Source organism: Eikenella corrodens, assembly GCF_003990355.1.
GTDB classification, from domain to species: domain Bacteria; phylum Pseudomonadota; class Gammaproteobacteria; order Burkholderiales; family Neisseriaceae; genus Eikenella; species Eikenella corrodens_B.
The window spans coordinates 514,158-529,198 of record NZ_CP034670.1 but is presented as its reverse complement, the minus strand read 5'-3'; the positions used below and the strand labels follow the sequence as shown (position 1 = coordinate 529,198).

The following is a 15,041-nucleotide window of genomic DNA, read 5'->3' as shown; positions in this document are numbered from 1 at the left end:
CTAGCAAGCCAAATTGACTTTCGATGTAAGGCAGTGAGCCGTAAACAATACAGGAGTACGACCCGGCGAACCAACGCCGTAGCGAAAGTTAAGCTGGTTTGCTAGAGAACAATAGGCAGGCATTTTTCAGGTAGCCTCTGGCGGCTTTGATTTGCCACAATAGAGAATTCCTGTGGAGATGCTTAAGCGGGCACAAGCGGTAGCCATAGAAGCCCCGCTATACTAAAACTGTGCGTTAGTGATGCCGATCTACTTCACCGTTGAGCTTATAGATGCTGCCGCAATACGGGCATTCGATACTGCCGTTGGAAGTAATCGGCAAAAATACACGCGGATGGCCATTCCAAGCCTCGTGCGTGGGGCCGCTGCAATGCAGGGGCAGGTCGGCAGGGGTGATGACGATGGGGGGTTGGGCTTGGTAGGGCATGGAAGTTGTCCTTATTGGGAGTTGGCATGGTGGCCGGCACATTTGGCAGCGATTGAGCCGCTTCGGTTGCATACCATCTACTTGGTATATTGCCGGGCCGCCTTATGCCTTATGATGGAAATGTATTTGACTGGCTTGCTGATTCAGCCGACATAACGGAATTATACCGATGCTTGAATGGGAGGTGTAGCGTGCAGCCATGGTGGCACACGTCCGTGTTGGTAGAAAGGCTACCTGAAAATAGGGGGCAATCAGACGGGGCTTAGCAGAAACTTTCAGGTAGCCTCATCCTGCCATCAGCCAGCCCAGCAAACCGCTGCTGGCTACGGCAATCAGTACGGTGGGCAGCATCGGCAGGCGGCTGGCTGCCAATAGCGTGATGGCCAGAGCCACTAATTCATGCGGTTTGTTAGACACGAAATGGGGTGCGATAACCGAAATCAGCACGCAACCGGGGGCAGCAGTCATCACACGCTTGGCCCTTGCCGACAACACGCGGTTGCGAAAGGCGAAAAAACCGAGCAGCCGAGTGGAGTAGGTTACGGCCAGCATGCCCAAAATGGCCAGCAGAGAGGTCCAACTAATCATGCTGTGCCCCTTGGTCGAAAAACGCCCACGCCAAGCCAACAAACGTGCCGGCCAGCACATACCAGCCGTTGTGCGGCGATAAGAGGTAAACACCGGCAGCACTTATCAAGCTGGCCAGCCACGGCAAGGCCGCCCGCCAAGTGCGCCACATTCCCCGTATCAGCACTAGAAACACGGCCGGGAAAGCCATACCGAAACCCAAGTTTTCCACATTCCCAAGCAAATAGCCAAATCGAGCACCGATGAAGCCGCAAGTTATCCACAGCAAATACAATGCAGTAGCCGTGCCGAAATAGTAAAGTAGACTAAACGCAGGCAGCCCTGCCTGCTGCCGCTTCCCGGCATCGGCTAGGCTCATCGCCCAACTTTCATCGGTCATAAAGAACAATACCGGCAACAGCTTCTTCAATGGCAAATGCCGGACAAACGGGATAAATGCCACGCCCATCAAAATATGCCGGCTGTTAATGAGAAAAGTAGTGCCGACAATCAGCAGAACGGGCAGTGGACTCCGCCACAAACTGACTGCGGCAAATTCAGAACCGCCCGCAAAGTTCAGCCCCATCATCAGCACCACCTCCAGCCAGCTCATCCCCTGCTGCGCCGCCCGAGTGCCCAAAATCAGCCCGAACGGCATCACGCCTATCAGGATAGGGACGGCTTCGATAATACCGCGTCGGAATTCGGCAAAAGTGGTGGAATGATACATGATGATAAAACTTGATTAGATTAGGTGGCATTAGATCAGCGCCATGAGAACTGGTACCCTGTTAACACTAGTACGCCTCTCTGCAATACAGCGGTACAAAATAACACAAAAAGAAGAATACCGGCTTTACTACGTGATCAACCTAACTAACATATAGAAATCAAAAGCTTTGTTTGCACTTTCGTACTTTACTAACAACTTGTTTAAAAGCTTTTAAACAAAAGAAAAACCACCAGCCATAGACAAAGTGTAAGCAATATAATAGACCTCTTGCGAAAATATTCATCCCATCGCATTAACCAGTCCTGCAATCAGATTTGCCCTTAACCCGAACCGTTTCCGCCTGTTGCGGTAAGGCAGCGACAATATTTTGAATATCTTCAGTTTCCTGTTGATGTGCTCGATGACGGTTCTGAGTTTGCCTAACCGCCTGTTCGCCTCTTTATCCTGTTTGTCCGGCGGATGACGTTTGGATTTCTTTTTCGGGGTCTGTAATCCGGTTTTGGCCAATCCTTGATAACCCTTATCCGCAATGACTATTTTGTAGGGATAAAGCTCTGCAAGGTGCCTCTTGGCTAAACGCATGTCATGCCGGGCACCCATCCCCGTCCGGATGCTGATGATTTTTTCCGTTTCCCTGCCGTATATGACCCGGATTTTAACCGTGTGCCGCCTTTTCTTGCCGCTGTAATACTGCCGCTGTTTTTTTGGGACGTTCAATCGGGCTTTCGGTAACGTCAATGATGACCGTTTGGTCGCCCGGATTCTTGTGCTTTGGCAGGGAGAAGCGTTTGCAACGGATGAGGGCGTCCTCGGTTTTACGGATGGTGCGGCAGACATTGCTTTCGGAAAGGCCGTAGATGGCGGCCAATTCGAGTTGGGTATGGTAATGGCGCAGATAGCTTAGGGTAAGCAGCAGTTGGTCTGCCAAACCGAGCGTATGCGGCCTGCCTGACTTGACCTTCCGGCTTTCTGCTTCTGTGGTGACTTGCAGCATTTCGTGAAAAAGGACGGGCGTTACACCTGTGAGCCGTTTGAATTCGCTATCGCTTCTTTGGATGAGGTTTTCGTATTTCATTTGGGAATTGTAAATCTTCAGGATACTTTCGCAATAGATCTAATGACTTCCTACAAATGAAAATAATCACTCCAGTCACACCCAGCTAACTTAGATCTCAATACAAAGTGGTAACAAAGCACAAACAGCACCGTAGCAAAATTTCGATTGATTAACTATAGTGGATTAACAAAAATCAGGACAAGGCGGCGAGCCGCAGACAGTACACACGTTGCGGCAAGGCGAGCCAACGCTGTACTGGTTTAAATTTAATTCACTATATAAGTCAACCTCAGTGCTTAACTTCCTATAAATTAAAAGCTGAATCCTATGTAATAACACATAGAATCCAGCTTTTAATTTAATTATGCAGTTATGCTGCTTCAATATTTGAGTCTTCTGCGGCCAAGTCGGTCAATTGAACCAGTGCCAACGGCGCATTATCACCCTTACGGAAGCCATATTTCAAAATACGTACATAACCACCATTGCGGTTGGCAAAACGAGTACCTAATTCGTCGAACAGTTTCACCACAACATCTCTGTCGCGAGTGCGATTAAAAGCAGTACGGCGATTAGCCAAAGAAGGCTTCTTACCCAAAGTAATCAAAGGCTCTACTACTCGTCTCAACTCTTTAGCCTTAGGCAAAGTAGTCACGATAGTTTCATGAGTTAAAAGCGAGTTAACCATATTACGTAACATTGCTGCACGATGGCTGCTTGTACGGTTTAATTTGCGGTTGGCATTACCATGACGCATAATCTTATTATCCTTTTCAATTAAATATTAAGGCTTATCCAAACCAACAGGTGGCCACACATCCAGTTTTGAGCCCAAGGTCAAGCCTTTTGAAGCCAGTACTTCTTTAATCTCGTTCAAAGATTTTCTACCCAGATTCGGAGTCTTCAGCAACTCAGTTTCAGTTCGCTGAATCAAATCACCAATATAGTAGATATCTTCAGCTTTCAAGCAATTCGCTGAGCGAACAGTCAATTCCAAATCATCTACTGGCCGTAGCAGAATCGGGTCGATAGGCGGAGCTTCTTCCTTCGACTCCTCAACCGGCGTACCTTCCAAGTCAGCAAATACTGACATCTGATCAATCAGTATCCGAGCGGCCCGGCGAACTGCTTCTTCTGGATCAATTGCACCATTGGTCTCTATATCTAAAACCAAACAATCTAAGTCCGTCCGTTGCTCCACACGTGCAGCCTGAACCTCAAAGCTAACACGATGAACCGGAGAAAAATTGGCATCCAAGTGAATAGCGCCAATTTGTTTGTGGTCATCATTCCTGCTACTAACGGTTTGATATCCACGGCCTTTTTTCACAGTAATTGTTAGTTCAATCTTGCCATTATCAGACAAGCGGCAAATAACATGTTCTGGATTAATTACTTCCACGTCATGTGGTAATTCCAAATCAGCAGCCGTCACCACACCGCTACCTGACTTATTTAAGCTAACCTGAACCGAATCACGACCCTGGAGCTTGAATACCACACCTTTAATATTCAGCAAGATGTCTACAACATCTTCCTGAACACCATCTAAAGTAGAATATTCATGCAATGCGCCATTAATTACCACCTCTGTAGGTGCGAAGCCATTCATTGATGACAACAATATACGACGCAATGCGTTACCTAATGTATAACCAAAACCCCGCTCAAATGGCTCCATAAAAACTTTTGCACGCGTTGCAGACAAAGCATCCACATCAATCTGTCGCGGCTTCAGAAATTCATAGGTGCTGTTTTGCATTTAACTGCCCCTTTTTTGAGCCAATGAAATTATTTTGAGTAGAACTCAACCACTAACTGTTCGTTAATATCACTATACAAGTCAACACGATCAGGCATATTCCTAAATACACCCTCTTGTTTCTCAGCATCCACAGAAACCCAACTTGGCAAGCCAATTTGAGTAGCTAACTGCAATGATTCCTGAATGCGAACCTGCTTCTTAGCTTTTTCCCTAACAGAAACAGTATCTCCAGCCTTTACTTGGAAAGATGGGATATTAACTACCTCACCATTTACCAAAATTGCCTTATGGGACACCAACTGACGAGCTTCGGCACGAGTAGAACCAAAACCCATACGATATACTACGTTATCCAACCGTGATTCAAGCAGTTGTAACAATAGCTCACCAGTAGCACCTTTACGGCGCGAAGCTTCTGCAAAATAACGGCGGAACTGTCTCTCTAACACACCATACAACCTGCGGATTTTTTGTTTTTCGCGCAGTTGGATACCATAATCAGACAAACGGCCCCTTCTCGCACCGTGCTGACCAGGAGCATTTTCGAGTTTACATTTTGATTCAATAGAACGGCGCGCGCTTTTCAAAAAAAGATCGCTACCTTCTCGACGAGCTAATTTGCATTTAGGGCCAATATAACGTGCCATAAGTTAATTACTCCAGATTAAATACGACGTTTTTTAGGTGGACGACATCCATTATGAGGCAATGGAGTAACATCAGTAATACTTACAATCTTAAAGCCAATAGCATTTAGAGAGCGAACAGAAGACTCTCGACCTGGCCCTGGCCCTTTAATGCGAACTTCCAAATTCTTCACACCGTACTCCTGCGCAGCCTTACCAGCAGCTTCTGCAGCTACCTGAGCGGCAAAGGGGGTACTTTTACGAGATCCTTTAAATCCCGCACCACCAGACGTAGCCCAAGACAGAACATTACCCTGTCGATCAGTGATTGTAATGATAGTATTATTAAAAGAGGCATGAATATGCACAATACCATCATTCACTACTTTCCGTACTTTTTTACGCGTACGCGCAGCTGTAGTTGCTTTAGCCATTTAACTTAATCTCCTAACCTTTTTTGCCTGCAATTGCCTTACGAGGGCCTTTTCTGGTACGTGCATTAGTCCTAGTACGCTGCCCGCGACATGGCAAGCCACGGCGGTGACGAAAACCACGATAGCAACCCATATCGATTAATCGCTTGATACTCATAGTAATTTCTCGGCGCAAATCGCCTTCCACTTCATATTGCGCAACCTGCTCACGTAAAGCATCCAACTGTCCTTCTGTTAAATCCTTTACCTTAGTATCAGGGGCAATAGCTGCATTACTACAAATCAATTTTGCACGACTTGCACCAATACCGTAAATCGCCTGCAAACCAATTACAACATGGGCATTATTAGGAATATTCACTCCTGCAACACGAGCCATTCTTCGTTTCCTTTAAGACGAAAAGCTACAAAAATATAGCATATTTTATTTTAAAACCAATTAGCCTTGTCGCTGTTTATGACGTGGATCTGTGCAGATCACCCTCACAACGCGATTGCGACGAATAACCTTACAATTGCGACAAATTTTCTTTACCGATGGTTGAACACGCATTTATTTTCCTTTTTCATAATTTAACGAGCTCGAAAAACGATACGAGCACGGGATAAGTCATAAGGCGTCATTTCTACAGTAACCTTATCACCAGGTGAAATCCGGATATAGTGCATCCGCATCTTTCCAGAAATATGCCCTAATACTTCATGGCCATTTTCCAGTTTAATCTTAAAAGTTGCATTAGGCAAAGTTTCCAACACCTCGCCCTGCATCTGTATAGTATCTTCTTTAGCCATAATCTCTTTTACTTACAGAGTACAATTACTTCTTAGCTGACCTCTTCCTCATCAAATGCTCATACTGTTGATTCATACGGTAGGAGGCAACTTGACTACCAAAGTCCATAGTAACAACAACTAAAATAAGAAGGGATGTCCCACCCAAATGAAATGGGATACCTAGCACTCCTGTAACAAACTCTGGAATCAAGCAAATAATAGTTATATACAACGCACCAAAGAAGGTAAGGCGCATAACTACTTTTTCCAAATAATTTGAAGTTTGCTCACCTGGTCGGATGCCTGGGACAAAAGCCCCGCTCTTCTTTAAATTCTCAGCCATCTCTCTTGGACTAAATACTAGTGCAGTATAAAAATAGCAGAAGAAAATTATGGCTGCTGCAAATACTACCAAATATAAAGATTTACCTGGGGAAAGGTTAGCAGAGATAAAATCAACAAACGCATTACCATCCACTCTTTTATCCAACCACCCAATAATCTGTGACGGGAACAAAATCACGCTAGATGCAAAAATCGGAGGAATCACGCCCGCCATATTTATTTTAAATGGCAAATGGGTTTTTTGCCCTTGTACAATTCGGTTCCCGATTTGTCGACGCGCATAATGAATAGGAATCTTACGCTGAGCACTCTCAATATAAACAACGATATAAATCAGGCACAACCCACCAAACAATACAAAAAGAATCGTCCCGTAGCCACCAGTACCGGTAATTGCTAGATTTAACAAGTTACTAACCGCACTAGGGAGAGCCGCCACAATGCCTGCTGTAATCAATAGTGAAACCCCATTGCCAATACCACGTTCAGTCATCTGCTCCCCAAGCCACATCAAGAACATGGTACCGGTCACCAGACATGTAATTGTAGAAATATAAAACTCTGTCCGCCCAATTACCACTAGATCCGGCTGTTGATAAACAAATGCTGCTGCCGTAGATGCTTGCACTACCGCAACCAACAAAGTTCCCCAACGAGTATATTTGGTCAAAGTTCGACGTCCCGCTTCACCTTCCTTTTTCAAGGCTTTTAATGATGGAAGCACCTCAGCAACTAGCTGGATAATAATAGATGCTGAAATATATGGCATAATTCCTATGGCAAAAATACTAAACCTCTCTAAAGAACCTCCCGAAAAGAGATTAAGCATTCCCAAAATACCAGCGTTACCTTCCTTAAAACTATTAGCGAGTGCTGCGGCATTGACTCCAGGCACAGGAATATGAGCCCCTACCCTAAAGACGATAAGAGCCCCAAGCAAAAACAATAGGCGTCTTCTTAAATCATTCATTCTTGCTAAATTCCTAATTACAGCTACCGCTTGATATTTTTAAAAAATATCAAGACAATTCTACAACTCCACCAACAGCTGCAATAGCTGCCTGAGCACCTTTTGTAACCTTAATGTCGCTATGGACAGTAAGTGCTTTAGCAATAGACCCAGTAGCAATCACCTTAACTGAGTTTACCCCAGAGTTTAATAGACCATTTTGTTTTAATGTCAGGATATCAACCTCTTTACCACTTACTTTATTCAAGTCAGAAAGGGTAATAACAGCAGTCTTCAAAGAAGAGATTGGCTTAAAACCTCTCTTAGGAAGGCGACGCTGGAGAGGCATCTGACCACCTTCGAAACCAACCTTATGAAATCCACCAGCACGGCTTTTTTGCCCCTTATGTCCACGACCACATGTCTTACCAAGACCACTACCAATGCCACGCCCAACACGACGCTTAACATAGAAAGAGCCTACAGATGGTTGAATTGTATTCAAAAACATAATCAGCTCCCAACCTTCAAGAGATAACTTACTTTATTAATCATTCCACGATTTTCAGGAGTATCCAGCACTTCAACTGAATGATGCCGATGGCGCAAACCCAAACCCCGAACACACTGTCGATGAGACTCAACCGTACCAATCAGGCTCTTAATAAGCGTTACAGTAATTGTCTTTTGCGTACCCATCATTAAACCCCTAACTCTTCCACAGATATACCGCGCTTAGCTGCTACCTCACTTGGAGTATATAATTTTGCCAAGCCATCTAAAGTAGCTCGAACGATATTATATGGATTAGTAGAACCATGTACTTTTGCAGAAATATTATGAACACCCATTGCTTCAAAAATTAATCGCATTGGGCCACCAGCCTTTACACCACTACCTTCTTTTGCAGGTTGCATAAACACCTTTGTAGCACCATGTTTACCAACCACCTCATGGTGAATAGTCCCATTATTCAACGACACCTTGATCATTGAACGTCTAGCCTGATCCATAGCTTTCTGAACTGCAACGGGCACTTCTTTAGATTTACCCTTACCCATTCCAATACGGCCATCGCCATCACCAACCACTGTCAGCGCTGAAAACGCCATAATTCGGCCACCCTTAACCACCTTGGTGACACGATTAACGGCAACCATTTTTTCAATCAAGCCGTCATTACGTTCTTCAACATCTTGCTTTGCCATTAGCCGATCCTCAACTCTGTAACTATTTTCCTAAAAATTCAAGCCATTTTCACGAGCGGCCTCTGCCAATGCTTTAACACGCCCATGATACTGAAAACCAGATCTATCAAAAGCAACTCTTTCGATACCCAATGCTTTAGCTTTTTCCGCGATTCTTTTACCTACTAAAGACGCCGCTTGAACATTACTGCATGAGCAGCCTAAGCTTTTCCTTACCTCTGACTCTAGCGTGGAAGCCTGAGACAAAACAGCACTCCCACTCGCATCAATTATCTGCGCGTAAATATGGTTATTGCTTCGAAATACACACAGCCTAATCTCTCCAAGCTGTTTTATGCGTGCACGTGCCTTATGTGCACGACGAGCTCTTCTAGTATACTTATCCATGAATGCAATTCCTTAGCTATTTTTTCTTTGCTTCTTTCAAAACCACTACTTCATCCAAATAGCGTACACCCTTGCCTTTATAAGGCTCAGGTGGTCGAAAACCACGAATTTCAGCTGCCACCTGCCCTACAATTTGCTTATTAGCACCTTTCAGCACTATTTCCGTAGGAGACGGTGTTTGAACGGAAACACCTTCCGGCATATCATAAACAACAGGATGAGAGAAACCTAAAGAGAGATTTAAGGCAGAGCCCTGAGCCTGCGCACGATACCCAACACCAACCAACTGCAACCTTCTCTCAAAGCCTTCAGCCAGCCCTTTAACCATGTTGGCCGCAATCGCCCGAATAGTGCCTGACATTGCATCTGCTTCTTTAGTATTAGCAACAGCAGAAAATGCCAACTGTCCATCAGCAAACTGAACTGAAATGCTACTTGGTACAGCAACACTCAACTTGTCACTTTTATTCTTTATTACCAGCTCGCCAGCCCCAAGCTCAACTTCAAGACCAGCAGGGATATGTACTGGATTTTTTGCTATACGAGACATTTTAAATAAAGCTCCTTAATTGTCCACTTAAAGTTAAGCCACAATGCATAACAACTCACCACCTACACCTGCAGCAAGAGCCTTATGCCCAGTCATTACACCCTTGGATGTACTAACGATAGCAATACCCAATCCATTCATAACTCGCGGAATGGAATCTGCACCCTTATATACTCTTAAGCCAGGACGAGAAACTCGCTTTATTTGCTCAATTACCGGGTTTCCTAGGTAATATTTCAACCGAATTTCCAAAATAGGCTTCACACCAGAAGACACCGAAAAGCCATCAATATACCCTTCCTCCTGCAGAACTTTAGCAATTGCACATTTCACCTTAGAAGAAGGCATAGCAACGGAAGCTTTATTTGCACGCTGCGCATTACGAATGCGAGTCAGCATATCAGAAATAGGATCATGCATACTCATTACTATTATCCTTAAATTTACCAGCTTGCCTTAATAACACCAGGAATCTCACCACGCATCGCAATTTCACGAATCTTAGTACGCCCCAAGCCAAACTTACGGAAGGTGCCACGTGGTCGCCCCGTCAAAGCACAGCGCCTTCTTTGACGAACAGGTGATGCATTCCGAGGAATAGCTTGCAGTTTTAAACGAGCTTCAAAGCGCTCTTGATCGCCTACTCCAGCATCATTAATTACTGCAAAAATTGCAGCCCTCTTCGCAGCATACTTTTTCGCAAGCGCAACGCGTTTGGCTTCTCGATTAATAAGAGCTTTTTTTGCCATGATTATCCCTTAAATGGAAATTTAAAAAGCGAAAGCAATGCTCTTGCCTCTTCATCCGTTTTTGCAGTAGTTGTAATAGTAATATTTAACCCACGAAGTGTATCAATCTTATCGTACTCAATCTCAGGAAAAATAATCTGCTCACGAATACCCATATTATAATTGCCTTGACCATCAAAAGATTTACCATTAACCCCTCGAAAGTCCCTAACACGCGGTAAAGCCACAGAAATCAATCTATCCAAAAACTCAAACATCCTCTCCTTGCGAAGAGTAACTTTACAACCAACTGGATAGTCATCACGAATCTTAAACCCAGCAATTGATTTTCTAGCTAGAGTAACAACAGGCTTCTGCCCAGCAATTTTCTCCAAATCGCTAACAGCGTGCTCCATCACCTTCTTATCGGCAACTGCTTCACCAACCCCCATATTTAATGTTATTTTTTCAATACGAGGAACTTCCATGATGGACTTATACCCGAACTGCGACATTAACGCAGGAACAACCGTCTCAATATAAAACTCTCTCAACCGTGCCATACCTAAATTTCCTTAGCTCAACTTAAGCCAACTCAGCACCGTTAGACTTAAACACTCTCACACGTCTAACCTTGCCATTATCATCGATCAACTTAATGCCAACTCGATCCGCTTTCTGCGTCTCTTTGTTATAAATAGCGACGTTTGAAATGTGAATGGGCATATTCTTAACAACCACACCCCCTTCAACATTACGCATAGGGTTAGGCTTCTGATGCCTCTTAACAAGATTCACACCCTCAACAACCACCTTATCACCTAACAAACGGGTAACTTGCCCCTGCTTGCCCTTATCTCTACCCGAGATAACAACAACATGATCGCCCTTAACAATTTTACTCATAATCTTATCTCTCAGATCACTTCAGGAGCCAACGAAACAATTTTCATAAATCGCTCAGTACGCAACTCACGCGTTACCGGCCCAAAAATACGCGTACCCATGGGCTCAAGCTTAGCATTCAGCAGCACAGCAGCATTGTTATCAAATTTAATTAACGCACCATCCGAACGGCGAATACCTTTAGCTGTACGAACAACAACAGCATTATATACATCACCTTTTTTTACCCGGCCACGTGGAGCCGCATCTTTAACCGATACCTTAATAACATCACCAACGCTTGCATAACGGCGTTTAGAACCACCAAGCACCTTAATGCACATAACGCGACGAGCACCAGAGTTATCAGCCACATCCAAAATAGTCTGCATCTGAATCATGTTATTACCTTTTTTAAAACCAACTTAACCTATCATCAATCGCAAATAGATGATCAACATCTACCAACAAATAGATCAGTTTTGGCCCCGACAGGGAGAAACTCCTAGGAAACTAGGAGCCAGAAAGGCGAGGAGTTTACAGCCTTTTCTTTTCCACTGCAAGACCTCGCCTACAAAAATACCAAAATTACAACTAAATTTCTTGAGACCTCTCAAGCAGGCTTTGAACAACCCATGACTTTGTCTTGGATAAAGGGCGACCCTCAGCAATTACCACCACATCACCCACTCTACACTCATTTCGCTCATCATGAGCATGAATTTTAGTGGATCGCTGGATAATCTTACCATACAAGGGATGTTTTACTCTGCGCTCAATCAAGACGGTTACCGTTTTATCCATCTTATCGCTGATTACCCTACCTTGCAAAGTTCGAACAATTTTGGCATCACTCATTGCCAACCCCTTTCTCAGCTAACTTGGTTTTTACGCGAGCAATATCACGGCGAACGCGCTTCAGCTCACTATTCTTGCTTAGCTGGCCAGTAGCATGTTGCATACGCAAACTAAATTGCGTCTTTAACAAACCAACCAGATCAGCTTCCAGCTGCTCCAATGATTTGTCTTTTAAATCACTCATTTTCATCATTTACCTACCTGCCGGGACACAAATGTTGTACGTATAGGCAATTTTGCAGCTGCCAAAGCAAACGCCTCTCTAGCCAAGGATTCTGATACCCCATCCATTTCATAGAGCACTTTGCCAGGCTTGATCTCAGCTACATAATACTCTACAGAGCCTTTACCGCCACCCATACGCACTTGGATTGGTTTTTCAGTAATAGGTTTATCTGGGAACACGCGAATCCAAATACGCCCACCACGCTTAATATGACGAGTCATTGCACGTCGAGCTGCCTCAATCTGCCGAGCAGTTAATCTGCCACGGCCAATTGCCTTCAAACCAAAATTACCAAAGCTGACATCGTATCCATTAGTAGCGACACCAGTATTGCGACCTTTATGCTGCTTGCGATATTTCATTCTAACCGGCTGTAGCATGACGGCCACCTCCTTTTCTACGCTTATTCTCAGTGTTGGTATTTTCCAACAGCTGTCCAGTCTCGCCCTTGTAAACCCATACTTTCAGGCCTATAACACCATAGGTGGTATGCGCCTCACTAGTAGCATATTCAACAGCTGCTCGCAAAGTATGCAACGGCACACGACCCTCACGATACCACTCGCTACGAGCGATATCTGCACCATTCAGACGGCCTGAGGTCATAATTTTGATACCCTTAGCTCCAGCACGCATAGCATTTTGCATAGCACGCTTCATTGCGCGACGGAACTGTACACGTTTCTCCAACTGCTGAGCGATACCATCAGCAATAACCTGCGCATCTAATTCAGGCTTACGAATTTCTTCGATATTCACATGAACAGGAACGCCAAGCAATTGTTGCAAATCTTGCTTCAATACCTCAATATCTTCGCCCTTTTTGCCAATCACGACACCGGGGCGCGCAGTATGAATGGTGATACGAGCAGACTTAGCCGGGCGCTCAATCACTACGCGACCCACTGACGCATTGGCCAAGCGCTTACGCAAATAATCGCGCACATCGATATCCTGCTTCAATACAGCAGCAAATTCTGTGCTCTTAGCAAACCACTTAGATGACCAGTCTTTATTTACAGCTAGGCGAAAGCCAGTTGGATGAATTTTTTGTCCCATAGCTTTTCCTTAGTTTCCTACTGTCACATTAATATGACACGTTTGTTTTTCAATACGGTTGCCACGACCTTTTGCCCGGGCACGGAATCGTTTTAAGCTCGGCCCCTTATCCACAAAAATCGTTACAACTTTAAGCTCATCAATGTCAGCGCCTTCGTTATGCTCAGCATTAGCGATAGCAGACTCTAATACCTTTTTAATCAGCTCAGCACCTTTCTTTGTGCTAAATGCCAAAATATTAAGAGCTTGCTCTACCTCTTTGCCTCGAATTAAATCAGCAACTAACCGGGCTTTTTGAGCAGAAATACGGGCATTTTTATGTTGTGCAGATACTCTCATGATTCACCTTATTTCTGAGCCTTTTTATCAGCCAAGTGTCCTTTAAAAGTACGAGTAAGCGCAAACTCACCCAACTTATGGCCAACCATATTATCGCTAATAAACACAGGCACGTGAGTGCGACCATTATGTACCGCAATAGTCAACCCAATAAAATCGGGGAGAATTGTTGAGCGGCGAGACCATGTTTTAATAGGACGCTTATCATTGCCGGCGCGAGCAGCATCAACTTTTTTCAACAGGTGCAGATCAACATATGGACCTTTTTTCAATGAACGAGCCATATCAATTAACCTTTATTTGAATAGCGGCGACGAACGATCATATTATCCGTACGCTTATTATTACGAGTTCGGTAACCCTTAGCCGGAGTACCCCATGGGCTGACAGGCTCACGAGCCTCACCGGTACGACCCTCACCACCACCATGCGGGTGATCTACAGGGTTCATTACCACACCGCGGACGGTTGGACGAATACCACGCCAGCGATTAGCACCAGCTTTACCAATTTTCTTCAGGCTTTGCTCTTCATTACCAACTTCGCCAACAGTGGCACGGCAATCGATATGGATCTTACGCACCTCACCTGAACGCAGACGAACTTGAGCGTAGACACCTTCTTTAGCCAGCAAAACCGCGGAAGCACCAGCTGAACGAGCAATCTGAGCACCTTTACCAGGTTTCATCTCGATACAGTGGATGGTGGTACCAACCGGAATATTACGAATCGGCAAAGCATTACCAACTTTGATTGCAGCTTCTGCGCCAGAAACCAACACGGCGCCCGCTTGGATACCGCGAGGAGCAATAATATAACGACGCTCACCATCAGCGTAGCAAAGCAACGCAATGAAAGCAGTACGGTTCGGATCGTACTCAATACGCTCAACTTTCGCAGGAATATTATCCTTATCGCGTTTAAAATCTACTACGCGGTAGTGATGTTTATGCCCACCACCTTTATGACGAGTCGTGATATGACCGTTATGATTGCGGCCAGCGATAGAGTTTTTCTTCTCTACCAGCGGTGCATAAGGAGCACCCTTATGCAGACCCTCTGCAACCACGCGAACCATGCCGCGGCGACCTGCAGAAGTCGGCTTCATTTTTACAATAGCCATA

Annotated in this window: 29 protein-coding genes; all 29 read right to left on the bottom strand. The window is 44.8% G+C overall.

The features are described from left to right. Positions 1–235: 235 nt before the first annotated feature. The 29 genes from ELB75_RS02740 to rplB all read right to left on the bottom strand — a co-directional run bounded on the left by ELB75_RS02740 (position 236) and on the right by rplB (position 15,040). Complete coding sequence (locus tag ELB75_RS02740) at positions 236–427, bottom strand: zinc-finger domain-containing protein (protein WP_126982617.1); 192 nt, start codon at positions 425–427, stop codon at positions 236–238. A gap of 285 nt (positions 428–712) precedes the next feature. Continuing rightward, positions 713–1,015 (bottom strand): AzlD family protein, encoded by a 303-nt coding sequence (locus tag ELB75_RS02735; RefSeq protein ID WP_023887672.1) that lies wholly within the window; start codon positions 1,013–1,015, stop codon positions 713–715. Then, positions 1,008–1,724 (bottom strand): AzlC family ABC transporter permease, encoded by a 717-nt coding sequence (locus tag ELB75_RS02730; protein ID WP_126982616.1) that lies wholly within the window; start codon positions 1,722–1,724, stop codon positions 1,008–1,010. Before ELB75_RS02730 ends, ELB75_RS02735 begins: the two co-directional genes overlap by 8 nt. 282 nt (positions 1,725–2,006) lie before the next feature. Next, positions 2,007–2,802 (bottom strand): IS5 family transposase gene (locus tag ELB75_RS02725; protein WP_126982325.1). Its coding sequence is split into 2 segments (ribosomal slippage): positions 2,007–2,435 and positions 2,437–2,802, totalling 795 coding nucleotides; the frame shifts between segments, so codons are not numbered across the junction. 352 nt (positions 2,803–3,154) lie between these two features. After that, positions 3,155–3,541 carry a 50S ribosomal protein L17 gene (rplQ, locus tag ELB75_RS02715; RefSeq protein ID WP_126982614.1) on the bottom strand — a complete coding sequence of 129 codons (387 nt, stop codon included), beginning with the start codon at positions 3,539–3,541 and terminating at the stop codon, positions 3,155–3,157. A 27-nt stretch (positions 3,542–3,568) separates the two neighbouring features. After that, positions 3,569–4,546 (bottom strand): DNA-directed RNA polymerase subunit alpha, encoded by a 978-nt coding sequence (locus tag ELB75_RS02710; RefSeq protein ID WP_126982613.1) that lies wholly within the window; start codon positions 4,544–4,546, stop codon positions 3,569–3,571. Between the two features lie 29 nt (positions 4,547–4,575). Beyond that, positions 4,576–5,196: a 30S ribosomal protein S4 gene (gene rpsD / locus ELB75_RS02705; protein ID WP_126982612.1), complete on the bottom strand. Its 621-nt coding sequence runs from the start codon at positions 5,194–5,196 to the stop codon at positions 4,576–4,578. A gap of 17 nt (positions 5,197–5,213) precedes the next feature. Beyond that, on the bottom strand, positions 5,214–5,609 hold the full coding sequence (rpsK, locus tag ELB75_RS02700) for a 30S ribosomal protein S11 (RefSeq protein WP_003823823.1): 396 nt from the start codon (positions 5,607–5,609) through the stop codon (positions 5,214–5,216). Positions 5,610–5,622: 13 nt separating this feature from the next. Then, the gene (rpsM, locus tag ELB75_RS02695) at positions 5,623–5,988 is read right to left on the bottom strand and encodes a 30S ribosomal protein S13 (protein ID WP_064088776.1); all 366 of its coding nucleotides are present in this window, start codon (positions 5,986–5,988) and stop codon (positions 5,623–5,625) included. 60 nt (positions 5,989–6,048) lie between these two features. After that, complete coding sequence (gene rpmJ / locus ELB75_RS02690) at positions 6,049–6,162, bottom strand: 50S ribosomal protein L36 (protein ID WP_049259016.1); 114 nt, start codon at positions 6,160–6,162, stop codon at positions 6,049–6,051. A gap of 20 nt (positions 6,163–6,182) precedes the next feature. Beyond that, entirely contained in the window at positions 6,183–6,401 is a 219-nt protein-coding gene (infA, locus tag ELB75_RS02685) for a translation initiation factor IF-1 (RefSeq protein WP_049259017.1), read from the bottom strand. 25 nt (positions 6,402–6,426) lie between these two features. Next, positions 6,427–7,698, bottom strand: coding sequence for a preprotein translocase subunit SecY (secY, locus tag ELB75_RS02680; RefSeq protein WP_241236100.1), 1,272 nt, complete (start codon positions 7,696–7,698; stop codon positions 6,427–6,429). Positions 7,699–7,747: 49 nt separating this feature from the next. Further along, positions 7,748–8,188: a 50S ribosomal protein L15 gene (rplO, locus tag ELB75_RS02675; RefSeq protein ID WP_126982610.1), complete on the bottom strand. Its 441-nt coding sequence runs from the start codon at positions 8,186–8,188 to the stop codon at positions 7,748–7,750. A 2-nt stretch (positions 8,189–8,190) separates the two neighbouring features. Further along, a complete protein-coding gene (gene rpmD, locus ELB75_RS02670; protein WP_126984184.1) occupies positions 8,191–8,376 on the bottom strand; it encodes a 50S ribosomal protein L30 in 186 nt (61 codons plus the stop codon). A 2-nt stretch (positions 8,377–8,378) separates the two neighbouring features. Beyond that, positions 8,379–8,885, bottom strand: coding sequence for a 30S ribosomal protein S5 (rpsE, locus tag ELB75_RS02665; RefSeq protein WP_064088780.1), 507 nt, complete (start codon positions 8,883–8,885; stop codon positions 8,379–8,381). 30 nt (positions 8,886–8,915) lie between these two features. After that, entirely contained in the window at positions 8,916–9,272 is a 357-nt protein-coding gene (gene rplR / locus ELB75_RS02660) for a 50S ribosomal protein L18 (RefSeq protein WP_126982609.1), read from the bottom strand. Positions 9,273–9,288: 16 nt separating this feature from the next. Then, positions 9,289–9,822 carry a 50S ribosomal protein L6 gene (gene rplF, locus ELB75_RS02655; RefSeq protein WP_126982608.1) on the bottom strand — a complete coding sequence of 178 codons (534 nt, stop codon included), beginning with the start codon at positions 9,820–9,822 and terminating at the stop codon, positions 9,289–9,291. 33 nt (positions 9,823–9,855) lie between these two features. Beyond that, a complete protein-coding gene (rpsH, locus tag ELB75_RS02650; RefSeq protein WP_126982607.1) occupies positions 9,856–10,248 on the bottom strand; it encodes a 30S ribosomal protein S8 in 393 nt (130 codons plus the stop codon). Positions 10,249–10,265: 17 nt separating this feature from the next. Next, positions 10,266–10,571: a 30S ribosomal protein S14 gene (rpsN, locus tag ELB75_RS02645; RefSeq protein WP_082887683.1), complete on the bottom strand. Its 306-nt coding sequence runs from the start codon at positions 10,569–10,571 to the stop codon at positions 10,266–10,268. Between the two features lie 2 nt (positions 10,572–10,573). Continuing rightward, positions 10,574–11,113, bottom strand: coding sequence for a 50S ribosomal protein L5 (gene rplE, locus ELB75_RS02640; protein WP_064088784.1), 540 nt, complete (start codon positions 11,111–11,113; stop codon positions 10,574–10,576). A gap of 22 nt (positions 11,114–11,135) precedes the next feature. Further along, positions 11,136–11,456: a 50S ribosomal protein L24 gene (gene rplX / locus ELB75_RS02635; RefSeq protein WP_126982606.1), complete on the bottom strand. Its 321-nt coding sequence runs from the start codon at positions 11,454–11,456 to the stop codon at positions 11,136–11,138. Positions 11,457–11,467: 11 nt separating this feature from the next. Next, positions 11,468–11,836, bottom strand: coding sequence for a 50S ribosomal protein L14 (gene rplN / locus ELB75_RS02630; RefSeq protein WP_126982605.1), 369 nt, complete (start codon positions 11,834–11,836; stop codon positions 11,468–11,470). A 193-nt stretch (positions 11,837–12,029) separates the two neighbouring features. After that, on the bottom strand, positions 12,030–12,293 hold the full coding sequence (gene rpsQ / locus ELB75_RS02625) for a 30S ribosomal protein S17 (protein WP_064088787.1): 264 nt from the start codon (positions 12,291–12,293) through the stop codon (positions 12,030–12,032). Continuing rightward, on the bottom strand, positions 12,286–12,483 hold the full coding sequence (gene rpmC / locus ELB75_RS02620) for a 50S ribosomal protein L29 (RefSeq protein WP_126984183.1): 198 nt from the start codon (positions 12,481–12,483) through the stop codon (positions 12,286–12,288). The genes rpsQ and rpmC overlap by 8 nt, the downstream gene beginning before the upstream one ends. Next, complete coding sequence (gene rplP / locus ELB75_RS02615) at positions 12,483–12,899, bottom strand: 50S ribosomal protein L16 (RefSeq protein ID WP_003823806.1); 417 nt, start codon at positions 12,897–12,899, stop codon at positions 12,483–12,485. Before rplP ends, rpmC begins: the two co-directional genes overlap by 1 nt. Further along, positions 12,883–13,578 carry a 30S ribosomal protein S3 gene (gene rpsC / locus ELB75_RS02610; protein ID WP_126982604.1) on the bottom strand — a complete coding sequence of 232 codons (696 nt, stop codon included), beginning with the start codon at positions 13,576–13,578 and terminating at the stop codon, positions 12,883–12,885. The genes rplP and rpsC overlap by 17 nt, the downstream gene beginning before the upstream one ends. A 9-nt stretch (positions 13,579–13,587) precedes the next feature. Beyond that, positions 13,588–13,917, bottom strand: a complete 330-nt coding sequence (gene rplV, locus ELB75_RS02605; protein WP_064083613.1) for a 50S ribosomal protein L22 — start codon at positions 13,915–13,917, stop codon at positions 13,588–13,590. A gap of 8 nt (positions 13,918–13,925) precedes the next feature. Next, entirely contained in the window at positions 13,926–14,201 is a 276-nt protein-coding gene (gene rpsS, locus ELB75_RS02600) for a 30S ribosomal protein S19 (protein ID WP_003823801.1), read from the bottom strand. Between the two features lie 5 nt (positions 14,202–14,206). Beyond that, positions 14,207–15,040, bottom strand: coding sequence for a 50S ribosomal protein L2 (rplB, locus tag ELB75_RS02595; protein WP_003823800.1), 834 nt, complete (start codon positions 15,038–15,040; stop codon positions 14,207–14,209). Position 15,041: the final 1 nt, after the last annotated feature.